12 protein-coding genes are annotated in these 22,921 nt (G+C 36.0%); all 12 read right to left on the bottom strand.

The features are described 5' to 3' along the window. Positions 1 to 84: 84 nt before the first annotated feature. Positions 85 to 1,659, bottom strand: coding sequence for a SusD/RagB family nutrient-binding outer membrane lipoprotein (locus ACGLWY_RS13890; protein ID WP_396620271.1), 1,575 nt, complete (start codon positions 1,657 to 1,659; stop codon positions 85 to 87). A gap of 11 nt (positions 1,660 to 1,670) precedes the next feature. Beyond that, on the bottom strand, positions 1,671 to 4,781 hold the full coding sequence (locus ACGLWY_RS13885; protein WP_396620270.1) for a SusC/RagA family TonB-linked outer membrane protein: 3,111 nt from the start codon (positions 4,779 to 4,781) through the stop codon (positions 1,671 to 1,673). 463 nt (positions 4,782 to 5,244) lie between these two features. Beyond that, the gene (locus tag ACGLWY_RS13880; RefSeq protein WP_396620269.1) at positions 5,245 to 7,911 is read right to left on the bottom strand and encodes a glycoside hydrolase family 3 N-terminal domain-containing protein; all 2,667 of its coding nucleotides are present in this window, start codon (positions 7,909 to 7,911) and stop codon (positions 5,245 to 5,247) included. 11 nt (positions 7,912 to 7,922) lie between these two features. Further along, positions 7,923 to 10,166, bottom strand: coding sequence for a GH92 family glycosyl hydrolase (locus ACGLWY_RS13875; RefSeq protein WP_396620268.1), 2,244 nt, complete (start codon positions 10,164 to 10,166; stop codon positions 7,923 to 7,925). Positions 10,167 to 10,177: 11 nt separating this feature from the next. Then, entirely contained in the window at positions 10,178 to 11,662 is a 1,485-nt protein-coding gene (locus tag ACGLWY_RS13870) for an alpha-L-fucosidase (RefSeq protein ID WP_396620267.1), read from the bottom strand. A gap of 33 nt (positions 11,663 to 11,695) precedes the next feature. Then, on the bottom strand, positions 11,696 to 14,011 hold the full coding sequence (locus ACGLWY_RS13865) for a family 20 glycosylhydrolase (protein ID WP_396620266.1): 2,316 nt from the start codon (positions 14,009 to 14,011) through the stop codon (positions 11,696 to 11,698). Positions 14,012 to 14,015: 4 nt separating this feature from the next. Further along, a complete protein-coding gene (locus tag ACGLWY_RS13860) occupies positions 14,016 to 17,162 on the bottom strand; it encodes a glycoside hydrolase family 2 TIM barrel-domain containing protein (RefSeq protein ID WP_396620265.1) in 3,147 nt (1,048 codons plus the stop codon). A gap of 8 nt (positions 17,163 to 17,170) precedes the next feature. Beyond that, positions 17,171 to 18,184, bottom strand: coding sequence for an isoaspartyl peptidase/L-asparaginase family protein (locus tag ACGLWY_RS13855; RefSeq protein ID WP_396620264.1), 1,014 nt, complete (start codon positions 18,182 to 18,184; stop codon positions 17,171 to 17,173). A 106-nt stretch (positions 18,185 to 18,290) separates the two neighbouring features. After that, the gene (locus ACGLWY_RS13850; RefSeq protein ID WP_396620263.1) at positions 18,291 to 19,592 is read right to left on the bottom strand and encodes a sugar MFS transporter; all 1,302 of its coding nucleotides are present in this window, start codon (positions 19,590 to 19,592) and stop codon (positions 18,291 to 18,293) included. 163 nt (positions 19,593 to 19,755) lie between these two features. Beyond that, the gene (locus tag ACGLWY_RS13845) at positions 19,756 to 20,904 is read right to left on the bottom strand and encodes a putative glycoside hydrolase (RefSeq protein ID WP_396620262.1); all 1,149 of its coding nucleotides are present in this window, start codon (positions 20,902 to 20,904) and stop codon (positions 19,756 to 19,758) included. Beyond that, complete coding sequence (locus ACGLWY_RS13840; protein WP_396620261.1) at positions 20,882 to 21,943, bottom strand: carbohydrate-binding family 9-like protein; 1,062 nt, start codon at positions 21,941 to 21,943, stop codon at positions 20,882 to 20,884. Before ACGLWY_RS13840 ends, ACGLWY_RS13845 begins: the two co-directional genes overlap by 23 nt. Before the next feature lie 6 nt (positions 21,944 to 21,949). Further along, positions 21,950 to 22,915, bottom strand: coding sequence for a glycosidase (locus ACGLWY_RS13835; protein WP_396620260.1), 966 nt, complete (start codon positions 22,913 to 22,915; stop codon positions 21,950 to 21,952). Between the last annotated feature and the right edge of the window lie 6 nt (positions 22,916 to 22,921).

Raw genomic sequence — 22,921 nt, 5'->3', positions numbered from 1 at the left:
TTTTTTATTAAAAAAAGGAGCGATTTAAAATAAATCCCTCCTTTTTTATATTGTAAGCTTTATATTTTTAAGCTCATTAAAATACTAATTAACATCCCACCAAAGGCTTGTATTTCCTTTGTCAGGACCTCCAAGAGTAGTTACTGCATCTAAAACCGCAGCTTCATTAGTACTGTATTCATTAGGTAAATATGTTACACGCTTCATTACGCCAAAACCAATCGTTGGATCTTCTGTAGTAAGTAATGGGTATAATATATCTGCATCTGTTCTACGTAAATCTGACCAAGCTTCCCAAGATTCTGGAAAAAGACCTAAAAACTTTTGAACCGCTATTTGTTTTAGTTGCTCACTTTCTGTACTAGCCCACGAAACAGGAACATCAACAGGTGGTGTATTATCAATATACAAAGGGCCTCCAAAAACAGGCACAACCCCCGTTGTATTTCCAGTAATGTAAGCACTTATTGCAGCACTATCTGTAACGCCCCATTGTCCCATAGACAAACGTATACCATCTTCATAAAGAGCTTGAGCAGTTCCGGACATGTTCCAACCTTTCAAAGCACCTTCAGCACGGTTAAAATTAGATTCAGAAGCCATCATTACTTCTATATCTTTTGTGCTATTGTCCGCAAATGTAGTTTTTTGGTTTGTTAAGCTAAAATTTTTGCTTTCCCAAGCTGTTGTAGACCCTATTCCGTTAGGTAAACCAACAAAATCGCCCACATAAGTTGAAGTACTATCAGATACAGGATCAAACCAAATATCCATTCTAGGGTCATCATATCCTTTAAGCACACTTTCCATATCGGCAGTCATATAAAAGCCCCAATATTTCATAATATCTACAAAGTTATTGTATGTATCGGGAGTTACTGCAAAATAAGCACTATCATTATTAGACTCCATAACACCGGCAGCAACAGCTGTTTCTGCTTGTACTTTAGCATTAGAAGCATCAACATCTGAAATTCTTAATGCCAAACGCAATCTGAGTGAATTTCCAAATTTTCTCCATTTTTCAACATTCCCATCATATATAGCATCGTAGTCTTTGAATACACCTACAGTAGATTCTGAACTAGAAGATAAGGTTGTATTAGCTGCTTCTAAAAGATTGAAAAAATCGGCATACATGGATTCTTGAGAATCATAAGGAACAGTTGCTCCTCCTATACCCGCTTGTGTATATGGTACTGGTCCCCAGTGATCTGTAAACCTGTGAAACATATACACTTTCCAAATATCTAAAATAGCTGTAGCCTCTGCATTTCCTTCAGTTGCTTTATAAGTATTTAATAAAGAAGGTACTGCTAAGGTATAAAATCTTAACCATCCGCGACTTCTCCAGCCATCGTTTATGCCATTAGCATCTGTTGCTGCTGCCCATCCTGGAGACATATAATGGGCGAACATCATAGAATGTAATGCGGTTGCCAATCCATAAGTTCCATAATCGTCCCCTGGAAGGCTCCAAGAAGCATTACCAGTACCTTTATATAAAGCATTCGCAAAAGCTGGCCCTGCCATAGATGCATCTAATTGATCTGTGGTAAGCGAATTGGGATTTGTATTAACCTCATCAAAATCTGATGTACATCCTGTTATATAAAACAGAAGGGTTATTGCTAAAAATTTGACTATATTATTTTTCATAATTTATTTTTTTAAAAGTTGAATTTTACATTAAATCCAAAATCTCTCGTAGTTGGAATATTATAAGTTTCTATTCCCTGAAGATTTCCTACACTTACGCCTTGTTCAGGATCAAAGTATTTAGCCTTATTAGTAAAGAAGAACAAATTACGCCCTACAACTGAGAAGTCAATACTAGAAAAAGGTGTTCTTTCTAATAATTTATTTGGTAATGAATATCCTAAAATTAATTCTCTTAACCTAACATTTGTTGCGTCAAAAACAAAATCTTCAGCAGATCTAGGATCTCTACTTGCTACTTGAGACCAATAATCTTGGGCTGTAATAGATGTTGTATTGGGGGTATAATTGCCATTTCCATCATCATTAACACCATTAACTACAAAACCATCCCTACCAGCTAGAGTAATATCACTTACACCAGCTCCAGCCATTCTTGCTTGGGAATATGAAATTGTTTCTCCTCCTATACGGAAATCGATGAGGAAGCTAAGTGTAAAATCTTTATATTTAAATTCATTTTGTAACCCAGCTGTCCAATCTGGATTAAAATTACCTGCTAGCACATCAAATCCTGAAGTAAACTCAGGTAGACCACTAGTTGCATTAACAATGATTTGACCATCATCAGTACGATTAAAACCACGTATATACAGATCACCATAATTACCTCCTTCTTTTACAATGGCTTGCGCTAATCTTTCAAAACCTGTAGCTAAAGATAATTCATCTCTTCCTTCCATTATACTTAATACTTTAGTCTTATATGTGGCGAAGTTTGCTGTCACATCCCAAGAAAAATCGTCTGTTTCCAAAACATTCGCATTTAAAACCAACTCTACCCCTTTGTTTTCAATCTCTCCTCCATTTACAACTTGTCTAGAGTATCCAGAAGACTCAGGTACATTTATTGTAAATATTTGATCAGTCGTATTGGTTTTAAACCATGTAAAATCCAATCCTACTTTATTATTTAAAAAGCGAGCATCAAAACCAAATTCCGTAGAACTGGAAATTTCAGGTTTAAGATTTGGGTTGTTTAATAATGTAGAAGATTGCACAACACCACCATTAAAACCATAATAACTAAGTTGGCTTTCTAAAAGATATGGATCTGTATCATTTCCTACTTGTGCAAAAGAACCTCTTAATTTTAAGAAAGACAATACATCAGACTTAATATCGAACATATCACTAACAATGGCAGATAAACCAACAGATGGATAAAAGTAAGACCTGTTATCTTTAGGTAATGTTGAAGACCAATCATTACGTCCGGTTACATCTAAAAATAAATAGTCTTTGAAAGCAAATTGAGCTGATCCGTATAAAGAATTAACTTCCTTATGACTAAAATCAGGAGTAATTGAAGCGTTCTGAAGATTAGTCAATGCAAAATAATTTCTTCTACTTAGTGTACCGCCACTACTTAATGACGTGCTTTTTTGAACTAAAGCATTCCCTCCAAGATTGACATTCACTTTAAAATCTTCTCCTATTGCTTTATTATAGGTCAAAAGGAAATCTGAATTTAATTCTGTTCGCTCTCCAATTGTTTCAGAATAACTACCAAAATCTTGGTTAAGTATAGCAGTTGCAGCATAACGTGACACTTTAGCTTTATTTGTAGCTTGATCTAAACCTGTTCTTACCATTAAACTTAATTCGTTAGTAAAATCGTATGTTAAAGAAGCAAACGTTATAATCCTATTTCTTTCATCTACTCTTAAATTTCTTTTTGCTAACCAAAAAGGATTTGCCCCAAGTGTACCTAAAGTATTTGGATTCATATAATTATATCTCAACTGTCCTGCATCATCAATATATTCATAATCTTTATATTGATTGTAGGGTAAGTTTCTTGGCATGGTATATACAGCTTCTCCAATACCGCCTTCTCCTGCTCCTATCGCATTATCTATTTTTTGTGAAATAAAGTTTGTTTTAACATCTAAATGTAACTTATCTGTTAAATTACTTGTTAAACGTAAATTAACATTATGTCTTTCTAGTTCATTTCCAACTACAATACCTTCTGCTTCTGTATTTGTATATGAAAAATATCCTTGAACTTTATCATTACCCATTGAAGCTGTTATGTTTTTAGACCAGTTATATCCAGATTTGAAAAAATCCATAGCATTATTTGGTTGTGGATTAAATGCATAAGTCGCTGGTCCATCATAATTAGAGTTATGCTCTAGTTGCCATGCAGAAACAGATTGTCCTTCCATTCTTGGTCCCCAACTTACAACACTTAAAGGATCATATATGCCTCCGCTTCCTTGTCCATATTCATTTTGTTGGTTTAATAAATTATATGCATTTGAAGATATAAAATTAGAAGACACCGAAATATTTGCTTTTTCTCCAGAAGCCCCTTTTTTAGTGGTAATTATTATAACACCATTACTAGAACGTGAACCATATAAAGCTGCCGCTGATGGCCCTTTTAATACCGATATGGATTCAATGTCTTCTGGATTGATATTAGAAATACCATCGAAGCTTGTTAAACCTCCAATATCTGTCGAAGGAGAAGAAACCGTATTATCCATTGGCACACCATCAATGACGTATAATGGCTGATTATTACCTGTTAAAGATCTGTTACCACGAAGCGTAATTCTTGAGGAACTACCAACTCCTGTACCCGTAGTAGAAAAATTAAGACCAGCAACCTTACCTGAAAGTGAATTTACGACATTAAGCGATCTAGCTTCTGATAGTTCTTTTGTGGAAACTGTTTGAGTGGAATAAGTTAACGCCTTTTTCTCTCTTTTGATACCTAATGCAGTTACTACAACTTCTCCTAACATCTCTGTGTCTTCGGATAAAGTAATATTTATAGTAGTTGCACCTGTAAGTTCTACTTCTTTTGTTGAATAACCGACATAAGAAACCACTAAAGTTGAAGCATTAGCAGAAACTTCAATACTGTAGTTTCCGTCAAAATCTGACGAAACACCATTGGTGGTTCCTTTTACAATTATACTTGCTCCAGGCAGTGGAATCCCACTGGATGCATCCGTAATTGTTCCTGTTACTGTAGTTTGTGCATTAGCATATTGAAATAGCGAAATACAAAATACAAACAGTATTTTTAGTACATTTTGAATCATAATTTGATTTTTGAGTTAATAAATTAGTTTTATAGGTTATTAATATGTTAAATCTAGAAATCTATACTGTTATTATTTGCATAATTTCGACCAATAACAAATTTAAAAAGGCGTTGGTTTAATTTTCATTTGATAGACTTGAATTTTGTGAAATTTTTCTTGATAGAATAATAGAAAGGCACAGGGTATCAGTGCCTTCAATGGTTTCATTTTATAAACCTCTAAATGAAGAACAATTAGCTTTTAAATATTAATTTGAAGTATACCTTATTAATATTAATCAGATTTTGAAACAAGTAATTAACTCAAATTCAAATCTAAAATATGCTTCGACAGGAAAGACAATGCCAAAAACATTAAAACCTTTAAATAATAAGCATTTGTCAGTCTGAGATTCTCGAAGACCGCTCATATAATAAAATTATCAATCTTAATTATGTCGAACTTATATTATTTTAAAACCTTAATATAAATTTACAACATTAAATCGAGTTTTTAATAATTCTTTAGAATTACCTCCCACCATCACTTCAAAATCGCCTGGTTCTACTACACTTTTCATTTCTCGATTCCAAATAGCTAATTCGTCAGGGGTTAAGGTAAATTCTACTTTTTGGGTTGCTCCTTTTTTGATAAAAATACGTTTAAAGCCTTTCAATGTTTTTGATGGTGTGGTTACACTACTATAAACATCGTTAATATATAGTTGTACCACTTCATCACCATCATAATTCCCTGTGTTTGTAACATCAACGCTTACTTTTAAGCTTCCGCCAGCTTTAATCTCTTTGGCACTTAAGGCAAGATTTGCATATTCGAATGTAGTATAACTCAAACCATATCCAAAAGTATATAGAGGATTTTCACTTTCAGAAACATATCGATGTATAGCAGATGGCTTCTGATTATAATAAATGGGCAACTGTCCTACCGATTTTGGAAACGTAATTGGAAGTCTTCCTGCTGGATTGTAATTTCCAAACAAAACATCAGCAACGGCCTTTCCGCCAGCTTCTCCCGGAAACCAACCTTCCACAATGGCAGGAATATTTTCATTGATCCAATTTATAGAAAGCGGACGACCATTTAACAACACACAAACTACCGGAGTTCCCGTTTTTTGAATCGCTTCAATCAGTTCTTGTTGCATGCCGTGTAAATCTAAAGTCGCCACATCTCTATTTTCCTCAACTAATTCATTTGATTCTCCTAAAACCACAATAGCGATGTCTGCTTTTTTGGCAATGTCTATTGCTGGTTGAAAATTTACTTTTTCTAAATTCCAACGCAGGTGTGCTCTGGCTCCCCAACCACCTTCCCACATTTCGATGCGGACTTTGTATTTTTTACCTGCTTCTATATTCTTTGGAGTGGTTACCATGCTGGTAGCTCCTTTTGTCCAGTTGTCAATCACTAATTGATCATCAATCCACATTCTGATTCCGTCATCAGAACTTAAACCCAACCAACCGTCAAATGATTTTTCTGATTTAATATAACCTGTCCAACGAATAGAGAAATCGTCATCTGTAACACCATCACCTGGGGTCCATGGCCAGTCAAATTCCAATTGACTATCAATACGTGTCAATACTGGCGTTCCTTCAACATGTCGGTTATTAAAATATTCACCTTTCAGTCCGTTTTGGGATTCATCAGGCGTAAATAAATATTTTGATGGAATAATTTGTCCTTTTACAATCAAAGGAACACCTTCTTCATAAAGTACATTAGTATTTTTACCCACCACTTGTTGAATTCCTTCTAAAATCGTAGTTCCTACTTTGTTTTTTACCGAATACCCCCCCAATCTTGAAGCGTTGGCATTGGGTCCGATAACAGCAATGGTTTGAATATCTTTTTTTAAAGGCAATATATTATTGTTGTTTTTTAATAAAACAATCGATTTATGCCCTGCTTCTAAAGCGATATCCTGATTTTCTTTAGAATGAAAACGTTCTTTGATTAGATTTTTATCGGTATATGGATTTTCGAATAAACCCAATAAAAATTTAAGTCTTAAAACACCACCTGCCGCACGGTCTATTTGCTCCATGGTCAATTTCTTTTCATTCACCAATTCAATGATGCTTTGTTGCCAAAATTCATTGGTAAAATCATAAAATTGCATATCAACTCCAGCAGCAATTGCTGTTCTGATACTTTCTTTTGGAGAATCGGTAACGAAATGCGTGGTTTGAAGGTATTTTATAGCACCTAAATCAGACACCACAATGCCTTTGAAACCCCATTCTTTTCGCAATACATCGGTCAATAACCAATGATTGGCAGCACAAGGAATTCCGTCTAATTCTGAATACGCGCACATAGCTCCTAATGCGCCTCCTTTAATAAATGCTTTTTCGAAAGAAGGAAGATGATCTTCACGAGCCGAACGCTCGCCTACTAAAATGGGAGATGAATTTCCTCCAGCTTGTGGAATTCCGTGAACAGCAAAGTGTTTTGGTTCTGCTATTATAGAATGATCTGAAGTCAAATCATTACCTTGCATGCCTTTAATCATTGCCAAACCTATCTCGCTGTTCAAATAAGCATCTTCACCAAAAGTCTCCGCAACCCTTCCCCAACGTGGTTCGCGACCAAGATCTAAATTAGGTCCCAAGCCAAAATGAACGCCATGCGCTCTGGCTTCGGTTCCGATAACTTTACCCACTTTATCCATTAAATTGATATCCCAAGTAGCTCCTAAACCAATGTTCATGGGGAAAGCCGTACTTCCATCGTCTAAATAACCATGAAGCATCTCGCACATAATAAGCGCTGGAATACCCCAACGGTTATTTTTAATCACCTCTTTTTGAAGCTCATTAATCATTTTAGCCGAGCGTGGATAGATATCATGAATCGCTCCTATTCCTAAATTCCCAATTTTAGCATGAGCTTTTGCTTTAGAAAAATTCTCTTCTTCCTTAAAGAATTCGCCTTTATACATATCCATTTGGCGTACTTTTTCTTCCAAACTCATTCTGCTTAACAAGTCCTTTACTCTTTCTTCAACCGCTAATTTAGTATCTTGATAAGGCAACTTTTTTTGTGCAAAACCAAGGTTACAAAAACCGAGGAACGCTATTAAAACAAGGGTTACGTTTTTCATTCTCATTTCTAACATAGGGTCATTTTTTAATTTTGAATCACTTTTAATGTTGTTCCATTCACAAAATCGTCATGGGAAATAAAAAAACTATTGCGTGTTTTTCCGTCCAATTGAATGTGTTTGATTTTGCCATCATTATTGATGTCCCGCTCAATAACGATACTTTCTTTTTTATAATATTTAGGATCTAATTTGATGGTAATTTTATCAAACATGGGCGTTGTAATGGTGTAAATAGGTTCGCCCGGAACCATAGGATATATCCCCATCATCCCATACACCAACCAAGCAGACATGGTTCCTGTATCGTCATTTCCTGGTAATCCTTTTGGTTTATTCTGGAAATATTCACGAACTAATTTTTTAACCAATTCCTGACTTTTAAATTCTTCTCCTTTCAAATAGTTAAACAAATATGGATAAGCAATATCTGGCTCATTTGCCATGTCAAATTGCTTGCTATCGAATACGTTTTGCAATTGATTCGAGAACCCTTTATTTCCACCCATTAACTTGATTAATCCTTTAATGTCATGTGGCACCATAAAAGCATATTGCCAAGCGTTGCCTTCGATGAAACCTACATTTTCTTCAAAATTAGCTCCCGATAAAGGATCAAACGGTTCGTACCAATTTCCATCAGGATTTCTTGGGCGCAATAATCTTAAGTTTTTATCGAATAATTTTCGATAGGATAGTGAACGGTTTTTAAAACGATTCGCATCTTCCATTTTTCCTAAGGTTTTCGCTAAAAGTGAAGTCGCATAATCCGAAGCATTGTATTCTTGCGTGGTAGAAACAGATCCTTTCTCACTAGTAGTGACATAGCCTTTTTCGATATACGCTTTTAGTCCGTTTCGCAACGGATTATTCTCAATTTGGTCTGCACCTTTCAGCATAGCCTTATAAGCTTTTTGCACATCAAAATCCTGAATCCCTTTTAAATACGTATCGGCAATAACGATACTGGCAGGATCGCCTACCATGGTAAAAGTTTCGGTAGCGTTTAATTCCCATTTGGGTAACCAACCATTTTCATCATACATTTCCAACATACTTTTTACCATATCGGATTGTTGTTTAGGATACACCAAAGACATCAATTGATGCACATTGCGATAGGTATCCCAAAGCGAAAAAACCGTGTACCGCGTACCTTCGGTTTTACCTATCCTGCTTCTTTTTATTTCAGGATACTCACCATTGACATCATTCAACGTATTCGGATGAATTAAGGTGTGATACAAAGCTGTGTAAAAAATGGTCTTATCGTCTTTTGAACCGCCTTCTACTAAAATTTTAGAAAGTTCGGTGTTCCATTCGTTATAGGTTTCTTTATAAACGGCTTCAAACGATTTGTTTGCTGTTTCTTTTTCCAAATTTTCACGAGCATTTTCGATACTTACATAGGAAACACCTATCTTAACTTCAACAGTTTCTTCGGTATCGAATTTATAGGTAAAATACGTTCCAATACTGTCACCAACCACCGTTTTAATGGTATTATCCATCATTCTGGTTTTTCCATTGTAGGTCATCCATTGGGATTCTACGCCTTCATATTTCGAAGGTCTTTTCCAAACACCAAATGAATCGGCCGGTTTTGAAAATTTAGCGACAAAATAAACAGGGTAAGCGGCTTCGGGACTGTTATAACAAAACGACCCCAGACTTCGCAAACCTTCAATTTCGGTTGATGACACCACTTTGACCATGGCTCCTTCTTCATTGGTTAAGCCCAAACCAAGATTCAGTAAAATATTCGATTGCCCTTTTGGAAACGTAAATTTGCTGACTCCTACTCTTTTTGAGGCTGTAAATTCGGCCTTGACTTTGTATTTATCAATATCTACATGATAATAAGCCGCTTTTGCTATTTCGTTTGAATACGTTGAACCGTACTTCAAATGATTGGTTTCAATGCTTCCCGTAGTTGGCATCAACAAAATAACACCTAAATCTGGACAGCCTACACCGCTGAGATTGACCTGACTAAAACCCGTTAGAAATGTATTTTCATGTACATACGGATTCGACAACCACCGACTGTCTTTTTCCAAAGGCAAATTTTGAGGACCTGCTACGTTAAACGGACTGATACTTGCCATGCCTCTTGGCGCTATGGGGCCAGGAAACGTAGCTCCAAAATTTGAAGTTCCAATAAACGGATTTACAAAATCTGCCGGCTGCTGTGCAAAAATAGCTCCGCTAAAAAACAGCATGTAAAATAAACAGATTGTTTGTAATGTGATCCTTTTATATAAAACCATAATTTAATTTTCTATTTGTTAATCGCTTCGATTTTTAAAGTCCAAGCTTCTTTGCAAGGCAAATTATTTCGTAAACTTTTCGGAATTAACACTTTAAATCCTTTGTCTAATTTAGTCCATTTTAATGAAGTTTTTGAACCTAACATCGTAATTTTGCTTCCTTTTTTAGGGCTAATTGATTTTACAATTACCTCCGATGGCATTTTAGTTTCTCCTTCTTTAGCCAAATAAAACAAGAACACATGTCCTGCCTTATTTTGAGTCATACAAATGTTATTTTCTTTATAAGGTTCAATAGGTTTGGTATTATAAATAGCGGTACTATTTACTTTCATCCAATCGCCGTAAGCGGCTAATAAATCGTAAGCACCTTGTTGCCATTCGCCGTCAGGACTTGGAGCTACATTCAACAACAAGTTCCCCCCTTTGGCAACCACATCAATCAGCATGTGGATGCCTTGTCTTCCGGTCATGTATTTGGCATCAGGTGTGTAAGACCAACCACCACCGGAAGTAATACAAGATTCCCAAGGATAAGGCAATGTTTTCTCAGGAACACGGTTTTCAGGAGTTAAATAGTTTTGATTTTTGCCATGAACGGCTCTGTCCACCACAATCAATCCCGGTTGTTTTTGACGTGCTTTCACTACCAATTCATCCATTTTAATGTCTTGATCAACCACTCTGTGCTTGATAAATCCATTACCAGATTCATTTTCAACAAATTTTTCAGAATAGCCTTTTTTGATATCATCCTGAGTTCTTTTGGCAACCCAACCACCATCTAACCATAAAATATCAATTTTACCGTAATCGGTCAATAATTCCAATATTTGGTTATGTGTAAAATCCACATATTTTTTCCATTTATCTGGATATGCCGCTGGATCATAATTTACATTTCTGTCGGAAGGAGGAAAATAAGGATCCCAATAATTTTCACTATGCCAGTCTGGTTTAGAAAAATAGGCTCCTGTTGACATATTCTCTCTTCTAAAGGCATTGAAAACTTCTTTAGCAATATTGGCTCTTGGATTGGTGCTGAAAGCACATTCAGAATCAGTTACTTTATAATCGGAATATTGAGTATCAAACATGTTAAACCCATCATGATGTTTGGTAGTAAACACCATGTATTTCATCCCTGCATTTTTAGCGGCTTTCGCCCATTTTTCAGGATTGAATTTTATCGGATTGAATGTTTTTTTCAGACCTTCATACTCTTTTACATACTGATTATAATTAGCTGGATTACTGCCTTTAGTCCGTTCACACCATTCGTAATCTTCTGGGCAAATGGACCATGACTCGACAATTCCCCATTGAGAGTAAGTTCCCCAATGCATCAATAAACCAAACTTTTTACCTTGCCATTCCTCCAAATTCTTTAGTACTAATGGATCGGTTTCTGGCACATATCTTTCGTCTTCATAAATGGCTTGTGAAAACATTTGAACCGAAACTAATAAGGCTATTATGAATATTCTTTTTTGCATCTTTATATTTATTTTACAATTTTTTATTATTTTTTATTCAACTAAAATTTCATCTACAAACAACCAGGAATCTTCTCCTTTTGGACTTTTCTTTAGGTTGCTTGCTATGACTTTTACAAATCTCACATTGCTTTTTTCAAAACTGATTATAAAATCTTTCAATTCTGAATTTGAATTGATTGCAAACGGACGCTCTATTGCTCCAACTTCTTTATAACTGATTCCGTCATTAGAAATGAAAACTTTTATAGCCGTTGGAAAATAAATGCCCGAACCTTGATTTTCTAAGGAACCAACAGTCACTTGATTGACAGATTGAATTGTCTCTAAATCAATAACCACTTCCATATCGTCAACCAACCAAGCTTGCCATTGTCCGTCATGAAAATTTTTGCTTCCTCTAATTATATTAACCAAACTTAATGGCCCATCACCTTTGTAATTTTCATTAAAAGGTATTTTAAAATTTAATGTGTTTCCTACTGCTTTATGAAATTGAATGGTGTCAGTAAAAACTTTACCCACTGGCTTGTTTTCTTTAAACAAAGACGCTTTTAGAATGGTTGTTTCCTTAATAGCAATAGAATCGGTGTATTTTGTGGCTTGCTCTTCTAAATTTTTACCGCCCAAAACATAGCGAATATCCGCATTAGGGAATTCATTTTTCAAAGCCACTTTTACTTGTTTATGTTCTAAATCGGCTGTAGATGAAGCAGCAACCAAATAAGCACTTTTTGAATAATTAATTCCTAAATAATCATAACGTTCTAACAAAGAAGGCAAGCGTCTTGTAAAATCATCCCAATTGCGTGCTTCTTTCGGACTCCATAGAACCTCTGCCATTGCTGCTAGTCGTGGAAAAATCATGTACTCTGATTGTTGTGTGGTGGGTATATATTCTGCCCATAAATTGGCTTGACCTCCTAAAACATGTTTGACTTGCTCAGGACTCATTTCATCAACTACAGGATCAAATTGATATACTTTACTCAATGGCGTATAACCACCAATAGCTAATGGTTCTTCATTTTGTGGTCCTTGATAATGGTCAAAATAACAATGGGATTGCGGTGTCATTATGACATCGTGCCCTTGTTGAGACGCTTCCATGCCTCCTTCTGTGCCTCTCCAACTCATGACAGTGGCTTCAGGAGCTAAACCGCCTTCTAATATTTCATCCCAACCTATTAATTTCTTGCCTTTAGCATTGATGTATTTTTCCATTCGTTTTACAAAATAGCTTTGCAATTCGTGTACATTTTCCAAACCTTCCTCTTGCATTCTTTTTTGACAATGCAGGCATTTCTCCCAATTGGTTTTAGTAGCTTCATCACCACCAATATGGATGTATTGGGATGGAAAAACAGTCATGACCTCATCCAAAACATTCTGCAAAAACTCAAAAGTGGTTTCTTTTCCAGCGCAATAAATATCGGTGTTGGGCCAAACGCCTCCCGATGGCACACCAATACGTTGGTTAAAACAAGCCAAATCTGGATAAGCCGCAATAGCAGAACTTACGTGCGCCGGCATTTCGATTTCTGGAATGATTTCGATGTTTTTAGTTGCTGCGTATTTTACAATGTCTTTTAATTCCTCTTGGGTCAAAAAACCGCCATAGGTTCCTTTCTCGTCTGGGTCTACGGTGAGCCTGGCATTCCAAATCACATGCTCCTGATCGACTCTCCAAGCACCCACTTCGGTTAACTTAGGATATTTTTTAATTTCAATTCGCCAACCTTGGTCGTCTACTAAATGCAAATGCAACACATTCATTTTCAACATTGCCAAACGGTCGATTGTCGCTTCTATATACGATTTATCAAAAAAATGACGGGATAAATCGAGCATCAAACCTCTGTATACAAAGCGAGGCTTATCTTGGATGGTTAAAGCCGGAATACGCCAATCTGTATTACCAACCATCTTGTTGCTCTCTATTTCCACAGGTAATAATTGACGTATGGTTTCTAAAGCATATAAAAAGCCTGCATGCCCTTTAGCTGTAATTTCAATATGCTCTTTATTTACAACTAATTTGTATTCCTCTTTACTCAGGTTATTGTCTATGTTGAATAACACAAAATTACTGTCAGGTTTTTTTGCAGTTGTATTGAGTTTCCAGCCAGCAGCTTTTTCAAAGGTATTGATGAATGATTCCGCGAGCTGTTTTTGCTCATCATTAACAACCACAAAAGAGGTGGTTTCAGTAAATTCAAAATGACCTCCTGTAAGTTTTAATTCGACAGGTTTAGGAATAATATGAATGTCTTTTTCTATGACTGTTTTTTGTTTGGTACACGAAGTAAAAACAATTATCAAAGCGGTAAATAGTATGTGCTTTTTCATCATATTAGTTTTTTATTGATGGCGTTAGTTTAAATTGATATTGATACGTTTTATCTAAAAGTCGGTATTTTTCCATAGGCCAAGATTGCCAACTATCGATGCCTCCAACACCCATTTGTTTGTCATCGATTTTTAAACTTGTTAAATCCCGTTCCTTGATATCGGCGGCATTTCTTTGATTTTTTTCCAATCCATCGTCTAAATCTTCAGTCAATAAATGCAGTGCTGTAATACTCAATAAATCATTTGACTGAATGTTTAATTCTATTTTATCATTCGACAAATTCAACCAGCGAATAGCTGTTTTATTTCCTGTTTCTTGTGGTCGGATATACGGATAATATTGCTCCGAAACCGTTTGACTGTATAGCCTAACTGGAGCGCTATAATTCCTATCTATATAATTTTCATGTGGCCCTTTGCCATAATATTGCAGGGTATTGAAGTCTTTTGGCAAGATCATTTCCATTCCAAATCGTGGTAACATAGGTACTTCTTTGGTTTTATCAATGTTTAATTGTTGTTGAACGCTGAGTTCGCCATTACTATTAATCTCATACTGTAAAGTCAATTCGGAAGACACTTGAGGCAGACTATAATTTGCTTTTACCACAATTGTATTGCCTTTGGTTTCTTGATAATTCCAAGTCAACAATATTGGGTTTTGCATGGCTTCTTTCCAAGGCAATAATCGGCGCTGCAATCCTGCTCCGAAATCATTATCATTAGGCGCCCTCCAAAAATTGGGACGCCATTGGTAACCTTCTTTCAAAATAGTTTGGTTTTCGAAAGTGTACTCCGAAATAAAGCCTGTTTTTTTATCGAAAGTGATTTTGGTTTCATCACTTTTGAATGTGATGCTATTAACTGTTTTATCAACCAACATCTTGTTTGCTCCTGCAACTTTTATATCATTTTTCCAATCACCTTCATAGTGTAATTGTTCGGTAGCAATTTCAAAATCTTTGGGCAAAAAAGGTTCTGCTTCTTTAAGTTGAAAACTCACATTGATAAAAGCTTCTTGAAAGGTTTTCCCTTTTGTAGTAATAGGTAGAACATAATTTTTTGATTCTTGTGGATTAATCTCCAAACGTTCAATTGTTCCTTGTTTATCCACAACCCCATCCAAAACCAATTCCCACTGCAAACGTACATTGGACAACTCTTTAAAGAAGAATTCGTTAAAAACTTTTATTGTTGCTGCCTCTTTATTTTCCCAAGAAGTGAGCATGTTTTGATATACTTTTTGCATTTCAAAAGCATGCGGATGTGGTTGTCGCTCTGGATTAAAAACACCATTGTTTAGAAAGTTATTATCACTCGGAACGTCTTTTGGTCCAAAATCACCTCCATAAGCAAAAACCTTGGTTCCGTTTTTCCTTGTTTTATAAACCGATTGGTCAATCATATCCCAAATAAAACCACCTTGAAAATTCTTATGTGTTCGAAACACATCCCAATAGTCTTTAAAATTCCCCATGGAGTTTCCCATAGCATGTGCGTATTCACTCAAAATATAAGGACGCTCCGGATTTGGATTAGCAGTAATATACGCTTCCATGGCTATTGGAGCGCTGTATTGCGGATTGATGATATCCGAATCCCAGTCGAACTTCATGTTTTTTCCATCCCAGCCAGCAAAAGAAGCTCTTTCATACTGTATCGGTCTTGAAACATCTCTATCTTTCAACCACAAATAGGCGCGATAAAAATTATAGCCATTACCGGCTTCATTTCCCATACTCCAAATGATGATTGACGGATGGTTTTTATCCCGTTCCACCATTCTCTGAATGCGTTGTAAATGAGCTAATTCCCAATTGGGTTTGTTTCCCAATGTTTTGTCTGTTTCGTATCCCATGCCATGAGATTCTAAATTAGCCTCATCAACTAAATAAATCCCATATTGATCGCACAACTCATAAAAATACTCATCATTTGGGTAATGAGACATTCGGACGGCATTGATATTATATTGCTTCAATAGCTTAATATCTTCTTCCATGCGTTCCTTCGAAATGGTTTGTCCCGTCATTGGATCGGTCTCTTGACGATTGACTCCTTTTATATAAACAGCTTTACCATTTACCAAAAGTTGTCCTCCTTTAATTTCTACTTTTCTAAAACCTGTATTTTGAGGAATGACTTCAACAATATTTCCTTTTTTGTCTTTTAAAAGAACATTGACTTGATATAGATTTGGGATTTCGGCACTCCATTTTTTTGGATTACTAACCGTAAAATCAAAAGCGACTTTCTTTTTGGATGCATCCCATTTTAGGCTTTTGGTTTCCAAAATTGTTGTTCCATCTTTCAGTTGTACTTCTAAGGTAGGGTTGTCTTTTTTATGTAAATCCGATAATTCTACTGCAACTTTTAAAGTGCCATTTACATAAGTAGCATCTAAATCAGGAATGATTTCAATATCTTTTATATGCACTTTATTTCGAGCATACAGATAGCTTTCTCTGGTAATGCCACTCATGCGCCAAAAATCCTGACATTCCAGATAGGAGCCATCACTCCATTTCATTACTTTTAGGGCGATACTGTTTTGACCTGTTTTTACATAGTGGCTTATATTAAATTCCTGTGGCAATTTTCCATCTTCCCCATAGCCTACATAGTGTCCATTTACCCAAACCGTAAGATTGGATTTGGCTGTTCCCACGTGCAGAAAAATTTCTTTTCCTTCCCAATTTTTATCAATCGTGATGTCTCTTCTATACACGCCTGTCGGATTGTATTTTACTGGAACTTGAGGCGGATTGATCGCAATATATTTAGCGAAATCATAGGTTGTATTAGTATAAATAGGATATCCATAGTCATTTACATCCCAATTGGCAGGGATTTTAAAGTCATCCCATTTGGTATCATCAAAATCACTTTTCTCAAAATCGTTGGGTAAATCATTCGGACCTGCAACATATTTAAATTTCCACAATCCATTTATATCTAAATAGTTTTTTGAAAGTTTCCAATCTTTTTTTGTTGCCAAAGTTTCATTTTCGAAAACAAAATAAGCAGCGTGCATGGGTTCTCTGTTTTCGGCATTGATTTTTTCATTTTGCCAATAAGGAATAGTCTCCTGAGCATTAAAAACTACTGCTGAAAGTATACATGCAATTATGAAAAGGGGTTTTGTCATTTAATTAATTACTTATTATCCCAAGTCATTTTAAACTGTGCGTCTTCCATCCTATTGCCATTTTCTTCATCACAAACGGCATAGTTAAAACCTGAGCGTAAACTATAACCTGCGTGTTCTCCTTTTTTATTCAGAGCAATAAACCCCACTTGCAAATATTCCATGTCTTTGTGGTTTTTATGCTTGTTGTAAATACGTTCGGTAATTTCTTTACAGGCTTCAAATGGTGTTTTCCCTTGGCGCATTAATTCAACCACCATAGCACTTCCAGCAGTTCGAATCACAGCTTCTCCCAATCCTGTTGCTGCGGCTGCACCCACTTCGTTATCTAGAAAAAGTCCTGCACCAATGATTGGGGAATCACCAACACGTCCGTGCATTTTCCAGGCAGCGCCACTTGTGGTACAACCGCCAGCAAGATTTCCGTCATCATCAATCATGAGCATACTAATCGTGTCATGATTTTCGATATTGATTACGGGTTTGTATTTTGAGGCTTCGAGCCATTTTTTCCAATCTTTCTCTGATTCCGGAGTTAACAAATTTTGCACTTTGAAACCTTCCGATAAAGCAAATTGCAAAGCGCCTTCCCCTGATAACATTACATGAGGTGTATTTTCCAAAACTCTCTTGGCTACTGAAAGAGGATGCATAATCCCTTCTAAAAAAGAAACCGAACCACAATTGCTGTTGTGATCCATAATACAAGCATCTAGCGTTACCTTGCCTTCTCGGTCAGGATAGCCGCCATAGCCCACACTGCGAATATTGGGGTCGGCTTCAGGGATTTTCATACCAGCCTCGATAGCATCCAGAGCTGGTTTTCCTAATTTTAATTGTTTCCATGTTTCTGCATTAGCAGGCAAACCATGATTCCATGTAGAAATAACAACAGGTTTTTTCTTTGTTTTTAAAGCTGTTAATCCATTTGTTTCTTTTTTAACAACTTCATGACATCCCGCTACAGTACTTAAAGCGATACCACTTAAAGCTATTTTCTCAATAAAATTTCTACGTTTCATAAGAATAAGGTTTTATCTTATCTTTTTATACTTATTGTTTTAATTTGTTCATCCCGACAGCTATTGGGAGGAACATCCTGAATAACCATCCTCGTGTGTGTCATTCTTAGGGACGTTTCGTGTTTCTGTAACCAAACCACACGATGTAGCTATAACAAGCAACAATAAACAATAGGGCATTTTTGAATTCGATGCTATCTGATAGGTATCCAAAAAACGGTGGAATCAATGCGCCTCCTACAATGGCTGTGCATAATAAGCCAGATGCTTTTGGCTTTAAATCTCCAATACCATCTATGGCTAATGTAAATATGGTAGGAAACATAATAGAATTAAATAACCCAACTGCTAGAATGCTCCACATACTTACCAAACCATTTGTATAAATAGAGACTAAAATTAATGTAATAGCCATGAATGCAAAAAAAGCAAGTACTTTTCCCGGCTTAATACTTTTAGTAAGGTACGCTCCTATAAAACGCCCAATCATGGCTCCAGACCAATAGAATGTTACAAATACCCCTACAATGGCTTTATTATCGTTTTCTGCTATTCCAGAATTAAGAATGGCTTCTGCAATAAATTTCATCATCTGGTTTTCTTTTATCACAGAAACCAAATTCATATCTAAAAAGTAGTTTACCAAATAGCTACCAATTGCCACTTCAGCTCCAACATAGAAAAAAATTCCCAATACGCCTTGCATGAGTTTTTTGTTATGTAAAGCCTGTCTATAAGTTCCTGTTGATGCTTCGGTAATAACTTTAGGTAATTTTGAAAACGAAAAAACAACCGCTATTAAACCTATAAATAAGGCCAACCCTAAAAAAGGTGTTTGTACTGCGGTGGCTTCGGATGCCAAATATGTTTCTCTAGCGTAACTATCTAAAATGGCTATTTCATCTTTGCTCTTTATAACATCACTTAAAATAAAAAGAGCGCCTACTGCAGGAGCAATTGCTGTTCCTAAAGAATTAAATGCCTGAGACAGATTTAAACGACTTGAAGCACCATCTTCTGGACCCAACACTGCAACAAACGGATTAGCTGCCACCTGCAAAACAGTCATTCCTGCTGCCAAAATAAAGTAGGCCAACATAAAAACACCAAAAATCCGATAGGATGCCGCTGGATAAAACAACAAGCAGCCCAAGGCCATGGTTAATAGCCCTAGAACAATCCCTTTTTTATAGCCTATTTTTGAAAGAATGTAACTTGCTGGTATGGAGAGCAAAAAATAAGCTCCAAAAAACGCAAATTGCACCAGTCCTGCCTGAAAGTATGTTAAAGTAAATAATTCCCGTAGACGGGGAATCAAAGAATCTACCAATACTGTTATAAATCCCCATAGAAAAAATAATACAGTAAGTAAAATAAACGATGACCGATACGATTGCTTGTTTTCCATGTTTAATGCTTATTAATTTAGTCCATGACAAAAATTGAAGATTGTCACATTGAGCGCAGTCGAAATGCTATTAAAAAATACTTCCAATGTCTTCGACTGCGCTCAGACTGACATCTGAATATATTTGAATTTTTGTTATGTATTAAAAGTTTTTAATTTACAACTATTTCATTGATTTTTTTACAGTCTTAATGACTTTTAAATAACCATCTGATAATCCTGTTCCGTCATAAAAGGTGATTCCTTTGGCACCGTTTTCTTTTGCCAATAAAATGGATTCTTTTAATTCATCTTCAGATTTGAATGCAGGTAAATAAACCCCCGTATTTACTTTTGTTTGTTTGAATTCTAAATCTGTTACACCTTGTTTTGTAGCATATCCCACCCAATCAATTTCTTCGTTATAAAAACCATGATAAATCATTGGGTAAACTTCATCTATATCCCATTTATCCCAACGTTGGCGCACCATATGGTCGGCCATTTCCGGATAAGGAAACACAGCCGCCGTTAGTTTTTTATTATGGCTATGTACTATTTTATAAGCGTCATCCACTACCGATTTTATAGCATTCAACCTATAATTTTTCCATTCCATATCGATGGCGGTATTGTTGCTCTCTTTAGGGTTTTTATGGTGTATTTTTTCAAATGCCTTAATACATGCATCACAATAACAAAAATCGTATTCGGCCATTTCAGAATCTTGAACTAAGTTATACTTTGGAAGTAGCCCAATTGGTAAAAAAATATCCGGGAAACGAATATAATCCAAGTGTACACTTTCAATACCATCAACTTTAGCCAAACCTTCAACCAGACTTAATACATGGTTTCTCGATTCTTTTCTTGTTGGGCATAGCCACTGGTAATAGTCTACATAAGGACGCGTATCAAAACATGATTTCCCATCCCTACTCACCATATACCAATCTGGATGTTGAAGCGCTACAGAATCTCCGGGTCGGTTCATTGCCATAATCCAAGCATGTACTTTTAAACCTTTTTCTTTAGCGACGTTTACAAGTCTTTGTAAAAGTTTTGGGTCTGTTTCCGTGTTTATTAAAACCTCATCTATACCACCGTTTTTATACCTCTCAAATTCGGTAGCGTACTCATTGTTTGAGCGTTTTGCATCGGCTGTAATCCATACACCAAATTTGAAAGGAGAGTTTGCATCCGTAGTATTGTTTTCTATTATTTGAGTATTGTTAGCCTCTTTATTTACACAAGAAAGCATACTTACTGATAGTACAAAAATTAATAATCTATAGAATTTCTTTAGGGGCTTATTTTGATATGATTTTGCCATCTTCTTTTATAATTAAGGTTTTATTTGAAAAAGGGCTCTTTGCTGAAATATTAAATCCAGAGATATGTGCTTCTAATTTTACAGGAATGGTTTTACCATCAACAACAACTTCATACTTTGTGATACTATCTATTGAAGCGGTTTTTGTTTTACGCTTTTTTTGCGCTCTAAAGATACTATATAATTTCCATTTTAGTTTTTCATCTTGGGGCATGGAAAAGGTAGCATCTTCAACAGTTTCTTTTGAAGAAAAATACACATAACCCCATTTTTCGGGCTCGTGCATATTAATGACACCCATGGGCGACCAGACCCAGTTGTATTCTGGCAAAAAATTGCCTTCACTATCTTTTTTACGCTGGTATTTGCCATCCAAAACAGCGTGTTGCCAGTTAACTCTAGAAAAATTTATGCGCCAAAATTTATTTTCCGGAACGTTTTGGTCGTAATAAGACGTCTTGTAGGCAGCCCAAGGAATCGCTATCTCCAGCATCCATCCTTGATCGATATCATTAGGGTTGTTAATGGTTCCGTTAACTTTAACTGCCGATTTTAACCCCGTTAAAGTCCAATCGTTTAAAACAACATAATCGTCTTCTCTATACGGTTTGCTAATGAACAAATCCCAAACTGTATTTAGAGCATTTATTTCTAATTCATAATAATTATGGGTATCGCCATCGGGATCTATAAATACTTCAAAATCGTTGTTATAAAAAATGATGGTATCCCGTTGTTTTAAATAGCCCCAAACATGTGGTTCATCTATTTTGGCAAGGATATAATAATATTGGTTATCCCAAAGCATTTTTACCTTGGTACTGTATTTTGGTGTTTTTTCACCTTCAATATCTACAAAAAGGGGGGTCCATGCTGCTTTGTCCCAAGCATTGTCCGAGTCATCGCCATCAATAACTATCGTATCTACTGTTTTGTAGGCCATATAACTTTGGGGAATAATATCCTTGTTTGGTTGCGCACAACCAAACAAGGATATAGAAAAAATTGCTATTAATGAGACTCTTAATTTTACGTACATACTTTATTATAAACTGTTGTTTTTTGTAAACGCAACAACTTCACTTAATTTACCAAATGCTATGGCTACAACGGTATCTGCAGCTCCGTAATAAATTGCCAATTTGTCTTCTTTTATATCGTGTAATGCCGCACATGGAAATACCACATTTGGAACATCGCCAGTTTGTTCGTAAGATACGGCAGGTCCTAATAAATAAGGCTGCGTTCTGTATTTTACTTTATCTGGTTCGTTTTCGTCCAATAAAGCGGCACCCATAGCGTAACGAAACCCGTTACATGTGTTAATGACACCATGATATAACATCAACCAGCCTTCGTTGGTAAGAATCGGGATGGGACCTGCACCTATTTTGGTACATTGCCACGCACTATCTTCAAAAGGTGTTGCTTTCATAACGCAACGGTGCTCTCCCCAATACTTCATGTCTGGACTGTAGCTGATGTAAATATCGCCAAAAGGTGTATGTCCGTTATCACTTGGGCGACTTAGCATGGCATATTTTCCATTTATTTTTTGTGGAAACAATACGCCGTTTCTGTTAAAAGGTAAAAAAGCGTTTTCGCATTGAAAAAATTCCACGAAATCAAAGGTATATCCAATACCAATTGTTGGTCCGTTGTACCCATTACACCACGTAATCCAATAGCGATCTTCAATAAAAACAACTCGGGGATCGTACTTATAATCAGATGCTATCATTTCGGTATTTCCCGCTTGCATTACTATGGGTTCGTGATTAATATCCCAATCGATACCATTTTTACTAAAGCCTGCAAAAATGTTCATTTGTACCGCTTTGTTATCGCATCGAAAAACACCTGCAAAGCCATCGCCAAAAGGCACAACAGCACTATTAAAAACACTATTGGATGATGGAATGGCATAGCGGTCTATAATTGGATTATTGGAATATCTCCAAATAACCTCGTTGCTATTGTTTGGTCTATCTTGCCAAGGAATTGTACTCACTTTTAT

This window comes from Mariniflexile sp. HMF6888 (assembly GCF_044335535.1).
Lineage (GTDB): Bacteria > Bacteroidota > Bacteroidia > Flavobacteriales > Flavobacteriaceae > Mariniflexile.
This window is presented reverse-complemented; position numbering and strand designations above follow the sequence as displayed.